Annotated in this window: 9 protein-coding genes; 4 read left to right on the top strand and 5 right to left on the bottom strand. The window is 57.3% G+C overall.

Features of this window, described 5'->3' with window-relative positions; genetic code table 11:
• Positions 1-88: 88 nt before the first annotated feature.
• From BACPLE_RS03345 to BACPLE_RS03360, 4 genes are all read left to right on the top strand, one after another.
• The gene (locus tag BACPLE_RS03345) at positions 89-949 is read left to right on the top strand and encodes an RteC domain-containing protein (RefSeq protein ID WP_004295489.1); all 861 of its coding nucleotides are present in this window, start codon (positions 89-91) and stop codon (positions 947-949) included.
• A gap of 409 nt (positions 950-1,358) precedes the next feature.
• On the top strand, positions 1,359-1,658 hold the full coding sequence (locus BACPLE_RS03350; RefSeq protein ID WP_008620094.1) for a helix-turn-helix domain-containing protein: 300 nt from the start codon (positions 1,359-1,361) through the stop codon (positions 1,656-1,658).
• A gap of 3 nt (positions 1,659-1,661) precedes the next feature.
• Complete coding sequence (locus BACPLE_RS03355) at positions 1,662-1,988, top strand: helix-turn-helix domain-containing protein (RefSeq protein ID WP_004295487.1); 327 nt, start codon at positions 1,662-1,664, stop codon at positions 1,986-1,988.
• Positions 1,989-2,123: 135 nt separating this feature from the next.
• Complete coding sequence (locus tag BACPLE_RS03360; protein ID WP_004319206.1) at positions 2,124-3,137, top strand: PDDEXK nuclease domain-containing protein; 1,014 nt, start codon at positions 2,124-2,126, stop codon at positions 3,135-3,137.
• Between the two features lie 63 nt (positions 3,138-3,200).
• On the opposite strand, the gene BACPLE_RS03365 is transcribed toward BACPLE_RS03360, so the two are convergent.
• From BACPLE_RS03365 to BACPLE_RS03385, 5 genes are all read right to left on the bottom strand, one after another.
• Positions 3,201-9,323 (bottom strand): helicase-related protein, encoded by a 6,123-nt coding sequence (locus tag BACPLE_RS03365; protein ID WP_007558953.1) that lies wholly within the window; start codon positions 9,321-9,323, stop codon positions 3,201-3,203.
• Complete coding sequence (locus BACPLE_RS03370) at positions 9,310-9,759, bottom strand: DUF1896 family protein (protein WP_004295482.1); 450 nt, start codon at positions 9,757-9,759, stop codon at positions 9,310-9,312. The genes BACPLE_RS03365 and BACPLE_RS03370 overlap by 14 nt, the downstream gene beginning before the upstream one ends.
• A gap of 143 nt (positions 9,760-9,902) precedes the next feature.
• Positions 9,903-12,002: a type IA DNA topoisomerase gene (locus BACPLE_RS03375; RefSeq protein ID WP_004319201.1), complete on the bottom strand. Its 2,100-nt coding sequence runs from the start codon at positions 12,000-12,002 to the stop codon at positions 9,903-9,905.
• A 15-nt stretch (positions 12,003-12,017) separates the two neighbouring features.
• Positions 12,018-12,233 (bottom strand): hypothetical protein, encoded by a 216-nt coding sequence (locus tag BACPLE_RS03380; protein ID WP_004319199.1) that lies wholly within the window; start codon positions 12,231-12,233, stop codon positions 12,018-12,020.
• A gap of 3 nt (positions 12,234-12,236) precedes the next feature.
• On the bottom strand, positions 12,237-13,694 hold the full coding sequence (locus BACPLE_RS03385; protein WP_007558960.1) for a DUF3945 domain-containing protein: 1,458 nt from the start codon (positions 13,692-13,694) through the stop codon (positions 12,237-12,239).
• Positions 13,695-13,799: the final 105 nt, after the last annotated feature.

Genomic DNA, 13,799 nt, shown 5'->3' on the forward strand with positions numbered 1-13,799 from the left:
TGATAAAAAAACGAAGAGAAAGATAAAAATCGTAATCCGCCGGTTTTTCGATTCGCTAACTTTATACGCGAAAGTAACAAGACGGATTATGATTGCATTTATAGAAAAATTAAACAGCGAAGTCCTGCGGAGTATCGAACGTATCGAATCGCGGGATACCGACGTGTTGAAAAAGTCGCTTGAAGCGTCACGTGTCCTGGGAGAAGCGTTCGACCGTTTGAAACAATATATCATCGGCTACCGTTTTCAAAACGATGACGAGGAAATAAAGTTCTTCAAAGAAATCAAACCTCGTCTTTTTTGCCGTCTGATCTATTACCGCAAGCTCTACAATATCGAGATGAACCGTCCGGTAGGAAGTATCGAGGCACAACGGGAGTACCTGGACGCCCATGTTCGGGCCATCAACGCGTACACGCAGAAACGCCTCGACTTTATCCGCTATTTCCGCAGCGGCGCTACACACCTGGACAGCCTCTATTTCCTGCGCGGGCAGACCGACACGGAGCAATACCTGGAAACCTTCTACTATGAACTCGACCCGCAGTTTTCGACAAACGCGGATTTCAAGGTGGCGAAAATCCTGGCCAACGATATGTTGTCGGTTTATCTTATGGGCGAATTGGAATCACTGGAGAGCACGAACCTCCGGAACATGGTTCTGCCATTGCCTGACGTGCGTCCGACATGGCAGGACTCGAAGACGGATCTGACGGAACTTATTTACCTGCTCGACAGTAAAGGCTGTTTCGGCAATGTGCCACTCACGCAACTTGCCAGCTACATTTCCAACGCTTTCAACGTACACCTCGACATGAACCTTTCGAGGACATTCTGCGATATGAAAATCCGAAACAACCCGACACCGTGGCTTGACAAGGCGAAAGAGGCCCTGCTTAAACGTATGCAGACGTGGAAGCGAAACAAGAAAAACGGCAATTCCGAGTAGAACATGAACCGGTAAAGCACTCTATTTCTTATAGAAGCACTGATAATCAGCGTTGTATATAACAAAAGAACCGAGGTCGGTTTTCCCCCGTAACTCTCGAAAGGAACTTTCCCGAACGCCCGTATTTGCACCCGTATAAGGAGCCGATACGGGTGTTCCGTTGTAGCCCCGTCCGGATTAGAACACCGTTAAGCGTTGAATCACAGTATGCTATCGCATTTCTGCCAATAAAAATACCGAGTACGGGCAGCGGATTTCGGCAAAAAACACTGCCTTCTTCACCGCATGAACCGTTGAGAATCAGTTCACTGCAAATTATCAAAAAAAGTCGTACCGACCTCGTTTTAAGCTGTCCATATAAGCCCGACCTTTGTAACAGACTAAAAAACAAAGGAGTATGAAAATCATAGTGATCGGTTCGCGAGCCTATAACGAGCTTGTCGGGCGTATAGAGAAAATAGAGGCTGCAATCGCCTCTCTCCCTGAAAAGGGGCGTGCATGGAATAAGGAGTATATAAACGACGAATGGATGGACGGCGAGCAGGTCTGCCGTTACCTGGGCATCAGCGGGCGTACCCTTCAACGCCTCCGCTCGGATCACGTGATCACCTATTCGGCCATCAACCGGAAGCTGTATTATTCCCTCACGGAAATCCGCCGTGTGCTGAAGGAGCGTTCCGTGCGGCGCAAAAACCGACCAAAGGAGTAGGCCATGTTTCTGGATAAGGAATATTTCGACGGATGGATGCAGCGGCTCTCGGAACGGCTGGAACGTATTGAGAAGCTGTGCGCGGGGGACGTGGAGCAACCGCTTTCCATCCTGCCTGACGGGGAGCGTCTTCTGGACAATTACGACCTGTGCCGTATGCTCAATATCAGCAAGCGCACACTCCAGCGTTACCGCACCTCGGGAGAGCTGCCTTACGAGATGATCTATCACAAGACCTTCTACCGGGAATCGGACGTCCTGCGGTTCATCGAGCGTAACTTCAGTAATTTCCGCAAGCTGAAAAAGGATCGTCCTGCCGGTTCCGGTTAGGCCCTGTCCCGAGAGTCCGGCGTCATGGAAAAACGCGGAGATACATGGAATAAGGCACGACAAGGCGGTACAACCGTTCGATATTTGCCGTAAAATCAGTATGTTTGCACTTGGAAGCCTATATAATAATGAACAATGAAAGAAACAGATAAAATATATCCTGCCGACAAAGGGGAGGAAGAGCTGCTGCATAACGTGCGCCATATCTTGCAGGAAGCGCGCGCGAAGGTGATACATCATGTCAATTCGACCCTCGTGAGGGCTTACTGGCAGGTAGGGAAATATATAGTGGAGTACGAGCAGCAGGGAACCGGCCGTGCCGGATATGGCAAGGCTGTCATCAACACCCTTTCCAGGCGGCTCGTGGCGGAGTTCGGAAACGGGTTCACGGCCACCAACCTGCGGTACATGAGGCAGTTTTACCAGTGCTACCCGAAATATCACACGCTGTGTGATAAATTGAGTTGGTCGCATTGCCGCACGCTTCTCAAGGTGTCGGGCGATGCCGCCCGTGATTTTTACCTGCACGAGTGCGTCAAGGAAAACTGGAGTGTCCGGCAGCTCGACCGCCAAATCAACACGCTTTTCTATGACCGCTTGCTGGCCAGCCGAGACAAGAAAGCCGTGAAAGAGGAGATTTCCCGTACCGAACCCGGGCGTGTCGAACCCAAAGAGATCATCCGCGACCCGTATATCCTGGAGTTTCTCGGTATCCCCCAGGGAGAGCATTTTCTGGAAACCGATCTGGAGCAACTGCTCATCAGCCGCTTGCAGCGCTTGATGCTCGAACTCGGGAAAGGCTTCGCCTTCGTCGCGCGACAGAAGCGTATCTCCTTCGACGACAAGCATTTCTACATCGACCTGGTCTTTTACAATTACCTGGCCCGCTGTTTCGTTTTAATAGACCTTAAATCCGGGGAGCTGACCCATCAGGATTTGGGGCAGATGCAGATGTATGTCAATTACTACACCCGTGAGTTGATGAATCCCGGGGATAACCCTCCGGTGGGTATCGTCCTCTGCGCGGAGAAAAACGACGCGGTCGTCCGTTATACGCTGCCCGAAGATGAAAAGCAGGTCTTCGCCGCCCAGTACATGACCTATCTTCCCACGCAGGAGGAGCTGCAAACACTCTTGCAGGAAGTGTGACGACAACGCTCACGGGCATATGAAAAAAGCCGATGGAAATATGTACTTCCGTCGGCTTTTCGCTTACATCTTGATCCCTTTCTTCGCGGGGCCGTTCTCCGGCGGGCTGCCCACGCCCGCGATCACGATGCGCCCCCCGGAGGCGTCGGCAATCTGCCGCAGCCGGGAAGGAATACGGGCCGCCGTGTTGTTTTCCTTCGGGAGCTCTTCCGCCGTGTCATGCCGTTCCCGGCACACGTCGTTATCCTCCTCCGCCTCCTTTCCCTCGCTCTCTTCTATCGATTTGAGGCTTTGCTGTATCCTGCGGTCTATTTCCGTCAGGTCAGCTTTCAGGGCCGTCAGTTCGGGCTCCTTGCGCCAGGAACTTTCCACCACTTCCCGCAGGACGGGAATATCTTTCTCCAGTTCCTCGTTCTTTTTCCGGAATTTTTCCAGTGTCGGCTCGATGGTCGCGAGCGCGTGGATGAAGTTCATCGCCGCCAGTCGCGGGTCGGAGGCGATATTCCCGTAGTTATACTGGTATAGATAATCCCCTTCACCCCGGACATAAAAACGGTTCTGCACCAGGTCGAGCCCGTCTTTCCCGGTCGTTTCGCTCTGGACGAGCAGTTCGAACCCGTAGAGGCTCCCGATGGGTTCGAGCCTGTCGAGCGTGCGTGCCGTTTCGGCGATACGGTTGAGCTGTTTCCCGATGAGCTTGGGGTCGGAGGTTTCCAGCCCGTTCAGTTTCACGGGATTGCGGTACGAGCCGTCCTCGTTGAACTCGACGCGGGCCTTGAAGTGTTCCAGATCCTTGCCGATACGCCGTATCAGGTCGTTGTTCTTCTCTATCTTCTCCGTGATCTGCTCCAGCTTGTAGCGGCTCGATGATTTGCCGCGCACGAATGCCTGGCGTTCGCTTTCGAGCGTGGCGATCTTCTTCTCCAGGCGGGCCTTGTCCAGCAGGTCTGTATTTCCCGAGAGGACGGCGACATACTCGGAAAAATTCATGCCGCTCTTCTCGTCGATGGCCCCCTCGTCGATGGTACGGCTTCCCATGTTGTTGGTCTTGAGCTGGCGGATGAACAGTTGCTTGTTGTGCAACAGCCCGAACTTGTAGGCGTCGAGCGACTTCTCGACGGCGTATAATATCACGTCCACCTTGTTGTCGGCATGGAGTTTGGCGATCTCGTTCCCGGTGCGTATTCCCCGCCCGTCGCGCTGCTCCAGGTCGCTGGGACGCCAGGGGCAGTCCAGGTGGTGTATCGCCACGCAGCGTTTCTGCGCGTTCACTCCCGTCCCGAGCATCTCGGTCGATCCGAAGAGTACGCGGATTTTCCCGGCGTTCATACCGGCGATCATCTCCTTGCGCGCTTTTTCCGAGGTCGCCTCCTGGATGAACCGCACCTCGCTTTGGGGTATGCCGTAATCCTCCGCGAGTTTACGCCGTATCTCGGAATAGACGTTCCACCCCGCTCCGGGTTTGTAGGTTCCCAGGTCGGAGAATACGAACTGCGTACCTTTGTACGCCTCGAAACGGCGGTAGTAACCGGCAATCATACGGGCGCAGTGGCTCGCCTTGTTGTCCACGTGGTCGCTGTATAGTTCGGGGTCTATCATACGCATATCGAGCGACATCTTGCGGGCGTAGTCTGTGGCAATGAGCATTTTCGCCTTTTCCTCCCGCTCCGAGAGCGGCAGGCGGCCCAGGAGCGTGGCATCGCCCGATTTGGCGAACTGCACCAGCCGTTCTATGAACTCCGTCTGCTGGGGTGTCGGCGGGATATTGTGCAATATCTCGTTCTTTTGCGGTCGGTCGATCCCTATATCCTCCGCCGAGCGGTAATCTGTAATCTCGGAGTAGAACATGGCCAGTTCGGGAACCTTGATGAAATATCGGAACCGTTCTTTCTGCACGACCTCGTTGGTCACGGAAAACTCGTAGTCGATGGTTTTCTTGGCAAATATGGCCGCCCAGGCATCGAAGGTGCGGATATTCTGACGCTCCAGTTCCTTCGGGCGCAGGTACTTGAAAAGCAGGTACAGTTCCGTGAGCGAGTTGGAGATGGTCGTTCCCGAGAGGAACGTCGCCCCCAGGTCGCGGCCCGTGCGCTGCTGTATGGTACGCAGCGCGAAAAGCATGTTGAGCGCCCGCTGCGACCCCTCGGGATTTCCGAGGCCCGCCACCCGGTCATGCCGGGTCGTGAAAGTCAGGTTCTTGAATTTGTGGCTCTCGTCCACGTAGAGGTGGTCGATACCCATGAGGCGGAAGTCCACGGCGTCGTCCTTGCGTGTTTCCAGCGCGTGCGCCACCTTCTGCAACTTGGCTTCCAGGTTGGCCTTGCGTTTCTGACACCCTTTCATCATGGCGCGGGAAACGTCCCTGCCTTGTGCTTTGAGCACTTCGAGGTTCTCCTCCACACAGTCCAGCTCGGCCTGCAATATCTCCTGCTGTATCTCCGGGGACTGGGGTATCATGCCGAACTGTTCGTGCGAGAGGATCACGGCGTCCCAGTCGTTGTTGCGTATCTCCCGGAAGATGCGCTCACGCTTCCGGGGCGTGAAATCCTCCTTGCCCGGGTAGAGGACTTTGGCCATCGGGTAAGCGGTGCAGAACGTCCGGGCTATTTCATGGATGTTGGCTTTCAGCCCGATAATCATGGGTTTGTTGGCCAGCCCGAGGCGTTTCTTCTCGTAGGCCCCGCAGCACATGATAAGGGTCTTTCCGCCGCCCACCTCGTGGTCGATTATCCCGCCGCCGAGCAGTTTGTCCATCCATATCGCGTCCTTCTGGCTGTCATACAGTTTGTCGATTCCCAGCCCCTTGAGGTCGAGGTCGGGGAATTCCTGGTGCGTCCCGTCGTACTTCGGGCGCACGTAACAGTTGAAAGTACGGTTATAGAGGTCTGTCAGGCGGTCTTTGAAGTCGGACGACTGCTCGCGCAGCCATTCGGGGAAAGCACCCCGGATCTCGTCTATCTTGCTGTTGGCGAGCTGTATGGCCTCCCCGTCACGCACCTTGACCTCCCGCCGTTCGCCGTCCACCCATTTGAGGACGGTCTTGGTGATGTCGGGCGAAGTGTTTTGCAGGGCGTGTTTCAAAAGGTGCAGGCCGTTGTACTTACGGGTCTGCGCGCTGACGGCATACTGCTCCGTGATCTTCACGTTCGTCGCTTCCGCCTTCACGCCGTACTCGTCCAGGTTGGAGGCGAAGGTGATCTTCACCTCCGTATCGAAGAGCGAGGAGGCGAAACGCTCGTAAACACCTTTTGGAATCCACCGTTCGCCCAGGTTGAAGTCCAGGTCGTCGAAAGCGATGGGTTTGGGCGTCGCCTCGCGCAGAGCCTCCAGCGATTCCCGGGCCGGGGCGTGGTCGGGATTCTCCCGCAGGAACGCCTCGATCCGGTCGGCTTTCCCGATGACATTGCCGGCGATGAACTTGTCGGCAACCTCGTAGCCGTCCGTTTCCGGGTTGTAATAGATGCGTCCTTTCAGTTCCCCGAGTATTCCCTCCACGGTAGTTCCCGTGAGCGAGGCCATGTAGTGCGGTTCCACCCGGCCGTACTTGTTCAGGCTGGCCACAAGGGCCTCCGAAGCGTCGTCGGCGTGCGTGATCTCATCGGGATTGAAGGCCACGGGACGCTCGAAGATGTCGGCTTTGCGTGCCTTGCCGTCGATGTAACGCTCCAGCGACAGAATCTCCGTCCCCCGCGCGTCCATCTTGATCAGGTCGAGGTTGCGTTTGTCATTGAGCCGTCCGAAGCGTTCGGTGAAATTGTCGTAAAGCCGGTTGAGCATCTCCCGCAGGGCGGGGTTCGCCGTCAGCGTTTCCGCCTCGTTGTTATAAAGGTGGTAATAGGCATCGCGTATCTCGATATACATGGAGGCTTTCGTCCGTTGTGCAGGCGTGAGTTCCAGCGGGTGGAACATGGGTTGCAGGGATTCAGTCTCCCGCAGGTAGCCGACCCGGTTTTGTCCGTCCGTGACGAGTGTCCCCTCGCGGAAATAGGGGGCGACCTCCCCCTCGAACGGGCGGGGTTTCATATCCGCCTCCCGTATCTGCGGCGTTTCTTTACCGGGTTCTTCCTCCTCCGGATTTTCCGGCGTGTCGAACAAGCTGCCCGTTCTCGGCGTACCGGCGGCTTGTTTTCGTCTGTCTTTCGGGGCTTCCGTCGGGGGGCGTACCGCCTGCCGTTCCCGCTGTTCCGGGGTTTCCTGCTGCCGGGCGCTTTGTCGGCGTAGTTCCGCCCTCCGTTCCGGGGTAAGCGACATCATCATCTCGTAAAAGCCGTTGATCGGCGGGTTGTCCTCCCAGTTCAGGGAGGCATACAAGTCTTCGGGATCACGCTCCGGTGGCGTCGTTTTCGGCATTTCGCTCTTCTGTTCCTCCGGAGAGGAGGCCGGGGCGAATAATGAGGGTTGTCGGGGCGTCTTCCGCTTTGCTCCCCGGCGGCTGTTCCTTTTCTTGGATATACCGAGTTCTGCCTGCCGCCGCTCCTCGGCGCTGAAGCCGAACAGATCGTAGAGCGTCAGCAACGGTTCCTGCTGCACGTTTACCGGTTCGGCAGCTTGGGTGGCAGGTGCGGGAGCCGCCGTTTCCACCGTGTCGAAAAGCGACCCGGCGAAGCCCTCCCGCGGTTTCGGTTCCGTTATTCCGCCCACGTGCTGCACGGGAGTATCCGTCATGCCGAAATCTTCGGGTTTCGGCGGGTGTTGCTCCCACAAGCGATTCTCCCGCTCCTTCGACCAGGCCCCGAAGTCGGCCAGATCCTCCCCGGTCGGTTCTCCGGCGGATGTGGCGGCAGAATCCGGTAACGCTTGTCCGGGTTTGTTTTCGATTCGGGTAATCTCCCCGGTTTCGGTATCGACATGGTAGCCCTGTGCCGCCATTTCGGCGACGACGCGGCGTTTTTCCTCCTCTTCCCGCTGCTGCTGAAGGTTACGGGCATCGGCGATAATCTCCTTGACGATTTCTCCGGCAAGGCGGGGCTCGTGTCTTTCGGCACGCTGGCGTTCCGCCTGACGGGGACGGGACAATTCCCGCTCCGGTGTACCGGGTGTCTGTTCCGGAGCATGTTCCAGGCAATAACTCTCGTTGAAATGCCGGTTGAAATCCTCCGAGAGCATACGCCGCATCTCCCGGTCGATGCCGTCCACGCCCTCCGCGTGGGTGAACTCCATCGCCGGTTTGCCGTAGGGGTCTTTGCCTACTTTGGCCTCGGTATGGATCACCCTGTCGAACGACTGGAAAAGGTTGTTTATCCGGATGCCGTTCGACAGCTTGCGGGATTCGATGAAATCCCGCTGCCGTTCGGACAGTTCCCCCGTGGCGGCTTTCTTTTGCAGGATAACCAGGTCGCTGCCGACCTCCGTCCCCGCGTGTTCTGTAAAGAGGTTGTTCGGCAGCCGGATGGCCGATACGGGCTCGCAGCGGTTCATCAGCCACTCGCGCACGGGGCGTCCCTGCTCGGCGTTCAATACTCCCTGCGAGGTGATGAATGCCACCAGGCCGCCCTCGCGTACCATATCGACGGACTTCATGAAAAAATAGTTGTGCAGCGCCCGTGTGCCTTGCCGCCGCACGGGGTCGGTATGGGTGGAGAAGAACGGGTCGAAGAGCGCCACGTCCCCGAAAGGGATGTTGCTCACGGCCACGTCGTAGTAACCGGCGTATTTGGGTTCGATGCGCTCGAATCCCTGTACCCGCACCCGTTTTTCGGGGTGCAGGTGCTTCAGGATCAACCCCGTGGCGGGGTCTTTCTCGAAGCAGGTGATCTCCGCATAGGGGGCGTGGAAATCCACGGCACTGACGAAAACCCCCGTTCCCGCACTGGGGTCAAGAATACGTTTGGGGACGATCCGCGTGTCCCATATCGCCTCCACGATGGCGTCTGCCACTTTCGGGGGCGTGTAAAAAGCCGTCAGGACGGAGTTCTTGATCCCGTCCATGTAGCGCTTGTATTCCCGTTCGTCGGGGGTGTTCGCCCTGATGACCTCGTGCAACTCGGCCACGAGCGTTGCCATGCCGTCCTTGTCCGGTTTCCCGGTGGGGTTTTCCAGCACTTCCTTGATGGCGCCGAAGCCGCTGTATGCGCCGAGTGTCCTTTCTTCTTCGGGAGTCGGCGCCCGCCGTTCCCTGTCGAGCGTGAAGGCCGTCTTCAGCGCGTCGATATTCTGGCGGAGGTGGGTTTTCTTATTGAATGCCATCTTCGAGAAGTATTTGGACGGTTCCCGTCAGTTCGGTATAGAACAGTTCGTAGTCGGGCGTGTCGGCGAAGTCGTCCGTGAGGTCGTACTTCTCCAGCACCCCGCGGCAGAGGGGCAGCAGGCGTAGAGCCGCCTGCCGGGCGGTATCCTCGGGAATCTCCGCCTCGAATTCCCTCCAGAGGATGTTTACCAGCGTGTTGTAGGGTGAAAAGTGCAGTCCGCGGCAGAGTTCCTCGCGGGCAATTTCTTCGGCCTCGATGTGGTTGCAGCCCGAACGGATCGCCTCGCTGTACGCTTGGGCGGCGCTGTCGGCCCGCTCGGCGATGAACTCACTTTCGGCGATGAGTTCCGGGTGGCTGTCCTTGAGGTAGGATAGTAACGAAAGTCCGTAATAGGACAATTCCCCCGTGGGGGTATGGTGTTGCTTGTCTGGCATGATAAGAATTTTTAGTGGTCGTTGATAATCGGGGAAGAGAAAGGCGCCCCGGGTTCCCACCCGAAGCGCCGACCACTGAAAAAATCCTTATCAAACAAGCGTATCTCGTTATGACAGGTCTTTTCCAGTGGCAAAGGTAACGATTATTTCCGTTTGTTCCTCTTTCCCTGCCTGGGAGTATCGCGCGGTTCGAAAACGAACGAGGTCTTGAACTGGTCATCGAGCGTGAGGGCCGCGTCGAACGTTCCGCCGCCGTTTTTGACGAATCCCCGGATCGTGCCGGTTTTGCCTTTGGTCAGCAGTTCCGCGAGCTGCTTGTCGGTCAGCTCCTTGCGGCCCACGGTTCTCCATACGGTCAGGCCGCAATCGGGATTCTGACACTTGGCGAGTTTGGGATAGAACACCACGGGCCTGCCGCAACGCGGGCAGGCTGTGTCACTCTCCGCGCCGTCGATTCTTGCTTCCAGCAGTTCTTTGGCGATTTGCGAGGTGAAGACCTCGATACCGCGATGGAACGTCGGGGCGTCCATCTCCCCGGTGGCGATCTTCGAGAGGGCCAGTTCCCAGCCGCCCGTCATGGCGACATCGGCAATCTTCTTGTCCCTGACCACGGCATACACGGCCAGTCCCTTGTCCGTGGGTACAAGCGACTTTTTCTCTCGCCTGACATACTCGCGGGCAAAGAGCGTTTCGATGATGGCGGCACGGGTGGCGGGCGTGCCGATGCCGGCATCTTTCATCGCCTCGCGTTCGGCCTCGTCGGACAGTTCGCGTCCGGCGGTTTCCATCGCCGCCAGCAGGCTCGATTCCGTGTGAAGGGGGCGCGGCCGGGTCTGTTTCTGTTCCGTGCCGCATCCTTTGACGGGCAGCTCGTCGCCTTGCACGATGTCGGGAAGGAGGGTCATGTCCTCCTCTTTCTCTTCGACAGGTTCATTCAGGACGGCCCGCCAGCCCGTCTCGACCATGATACTGCCGCGGGCCGTGAAATCATGTCCCGCGCTTTGCAGGGTAAGGAAAGTGTTTTCTTTCACGCAGGCCCCGGAAAAGGTTTCGAGCATCCGCCCCGCGACCATCTCATAGACGATGCGGTGGTCGGCATCCAGTTCGGAGGGGAGGTTCTCGGTGGGAAGCAGCGCGTGGTGGTCGGCGATCTTTTCGTTGTCCACGCTTCGGCGGGAGAGAGATGCGGTATCCATCCTGCCCGCGTATTCCGCGAAACGGGGATAGCGTGTCATGTTCCCGATGAGTGCCGGAATCTCCTCGGCCACATCTTCCGATATATAGCGTGAGCCGGTACGGGGATAAGTGATGAACTTCTTCTCGTAAAGCGACTGGGCGATGTCGAGCGTTTTTTCTGCCGAAAAACCATACCGGCTGTTGGCCTCTTTTTGGAGTGTCGTCAGGTCGTACAAGAGAGGCGGCTGTTCCCTGGCCTCCTTGCGCTCCACGTTCACGACGCGTACCGTTCGGACGCCGATAACTTCGGCGCGGGCTGCTTCCGCCTTCTCCCTGCCGTCGAATTTCTCCGTGGAGAGGACGGTGAACTCCGTGCCCTCCTTTGCCGTGGAGAGCTTCAGCCGGAAATAGGTGGCGGGCTTGAACGCCTTGTTCTCCAGGTAACGGGAGCAGATGATCGCCAGCGTGGGGGTCTGCACCCGTCCGAGCGACCAGACGCCCCGCCCGGCAGCCACGGCAAGCGCTTGCGAGGCGTTGATACCGACGATCCAGTCGGCTTCGCTGCGGGCTTTGGCCGAGAGGTAAAGGTTGTCGTATTCGTTGCCGGGGCGGAGGTGTTGTAACCCCTCGCGGATGGCCCGGTCGGTCAGGCTGCTGATCCATAACCGCACGAAAGGGGTGCGGCATTCCAGGTAAGAGTAGATGTAGCGGAAGATCAGCTCACCTTCACGCCCCGCGTCGGTCGCGACGATGATGCGCTCGGCCATGCCGAACAATTCCCGGAGAATACCGAGCTGCTTCACGACACCCGGGTCGGCCTTATACTCTTTACCCTCCCGAACCTGCCGGGGCAGGAGGATGAACGATGATGGCAGGATAGGCAGGTTTTCCCGGCGGAAACCCGCGATGCCGTACTGTTGGGGCATTGCCAGCCCGACCAGGTGGCCGAAGGCCCAGGTTACGGCGTAGCCGTTTCCCTCGATAAAACCGTCTTTACGGTTCGTGGCTCCCACGATGGCGGCGATCTCACGCGCCACCGAGGGCTTTTCTGCGATAATTACTTGCATGATGATTCGGATTTTTCAGTGGTTGTTTTCTTGTAGTTCTTCTTCTTTCTCTTTTTCCGGACGGGCGATCAGCCGGCGGTCGTAATAGACATGGTTGCCGTTCCCGTCGTAATACTGCCGTCCGTCGTCCGCCTCCTCCGGGGGGCTGCGTTTACCCGGCCGGAGGTACAAGGCGGCCAGCGCCGCGATCAGGAGCGGCATGGCTCCGGCCTGCATGTAGAACCATTTCATACGTTATACCTTGACACCTTTGGAGTTGCTCTTTTTGCTGCTGCGGTAATTTTTCTTCTGCGTCGGGGTGGCTTCCTGCTGTCCCTGCTTGAGCGGCTCTTTCACACCTTTGACCGCTTCGACGGTCTTGCCCTCGGAATTGACGGCGACCTGGGTACGGCTTTCAACGGCGGGTTTGACCTCCGCTCCCTGCCGTTTCGCACGGTCGGGATTCCAGCGGAAGAAGTCCATCTTGTTACGCTCGAAGTTGGGCTTGACCCAGGCGTTGAACGGCTCACCCTGCCCGTCCTTGACCATGCCCTTGATGTAGAAAGCCTTGACATCCGCCCGCTTGGAGGGATCATTCACCGCTTCCGTCCACTGGTCATAAGCCTCTTTGGGCACGGAGGCTTTGAGGATTGTCCGGTGAATCGTGAGCGTGGGCTGTCGTTCGGAGGCCGTAGTTTCCTGCCGTCCGTTTTTCTCGGCGGCCTTCTGACGGTAAATCTCCTTGTTCTCCTGGGCGTAGCGGTTGCGATCCAAACCGTCGTAGGTAAAGGAATAGTTACGTTCGGCCGCGTCGATTTGGATATAGGCATCCCGCTTATAACCCGCGCGGGTGGTATATCCTTCGAGCAACACCTTGCCGCCGCCGTAGAAATCCATCTGCTTGCCTTCCGAGAGGTCGGCCTCCTTGATGCGGGCACGTTTTTCGAGTAGCGAAACGGGCATGGGTTCCAGCGTGTTCGTCCATTTGTCTATCGACACGTAGCAGGGCGTGAGCTTGCCCGGCTCCAGCTCCAGGTCGATCACTTTCCCGGCGTGGCGGGTGTTCATCAGGTTCGTTTTCGCCTCCTCGTCGAGCAGCACCCCGTGGAAGGGGGCGTCGAGGTCGGGCCGTTCCTGCCAGTAATGCGGCACGACGCGCAGCGAGCCGTCCGCCTGCTCTTCGAGCGACACGCGCCCTTTGGTGGAAACACGCATCCCGTTCTCCAGTTCGGGGTTCATCTCCACCAGCCCGTTGGATTTATGTCCGTAAGACATGGCTTTCAGGTGCGGCTCGATGTCCTCCATGCGGATACCTTTCTTCTCCATATCCGCCAGGTCTATCTTCGTGACGTCCAGCGGCTCGAACTGCCGCTGCTCCTGCGTCTGGAGCCGTTCGGAGGGGTCGATACGGTAATTTTCCAGAATCTCCGGGTCGAAGTCGATGCGGATAAGTTTGTTCAGGGCATTCTCCGTCATGACGAAGATACCCGTGTGGACGGGGTTCTGGGCCTGTTCCATGAACTTTTTGAAGAAGGCTTCGAGGGCTGAATCCTGCGTGTTCACGTTCAGCAGGCTCGCCACGTTCTGATCCGTGGGGTCGGCGGTCTGGATATTGCCGTCCCGATCCACGCCGGTAACGGCTTGCAGTCGTCCGTCGTCGGCATTCTGAACGAGCATGACTTGTTTAGCGTCGTTCTTTACGTTTTCGTCCATAATTACGAGTGTTTTTAGTTAGCACCAATAGCGATGCGGGAACGAAAGTAAGGGGAACCGGCTGAACGTAAAAGAGTTGGAAAGGCAATGGAAGCATCGGGCACA

It is taken from the genome of Phocaeicola plebeius DSM 17135 (genome assembly GCF_000187895.1).
Classification (GTDB): Bacteria; Bacteroidota; Bacteroidia; order Bacteroidales; family Bacteroidaceae; genus Phocaeicola; species Phocaeicola plebeius.

Coding starts and splice junctions, on each gene's coding strand:
- BACPLE_RS03345 (WP_004295489.1), top strand. CDS start 89: ATGATTGCATTTATAGAAAAATTAAACAGCGAAGTCCTGCGGAGTATC.
- BACPLE_RS03355 (WP_004295487.1), top strand. CDS start 1,662: ATGTTTCTGGATAAGGAATATTTCGACGGATGGATGCAGCGGCTCTCG.
- BACPLE_RS03360 (WP_004319206.1), top strand. CDS start 2,124: ATGAAAGAAACAGATAAAATATATCCTGCCGACAAAGGGGAGGAAGAG.
- BACPLE_RS03365 (WP_007558953.1), bottom strand. CDS start 9,323: ATGGCATTCAATAAGAAAACCCACCTCCGCCAGAATATCGACGCGCTG.
- BACPLE_RS03370 (WP_004295482.1), bottom strand. CDS start 9,759: ATGCCAGACAAGCAACACCATACCCCCACGGGGGAATTGTCCTATTAC.
- BACPLE_RS03375 (WP_004319201.1), bottom strand. CDS start 12,002: ATGCAAGTAATTATCGCAGAAAAGCCCTCGGTGGCGCGTGAGATCGCC.
- BACPLE_RS03380 (WP_004319199.1), bottom strand. CDS start 12,233: ATGAAATGGTTCTACATGCAGGCCGGAGCCATGCCGCTCCTGATCGCG.
- BACPLE_RS03385 (WP_007558960.1), bottom strand. CDS start 13,694: ATGGACGAAAACGTAAAGAACGACGCTAAACAAGTCATGCTCGTTCAG.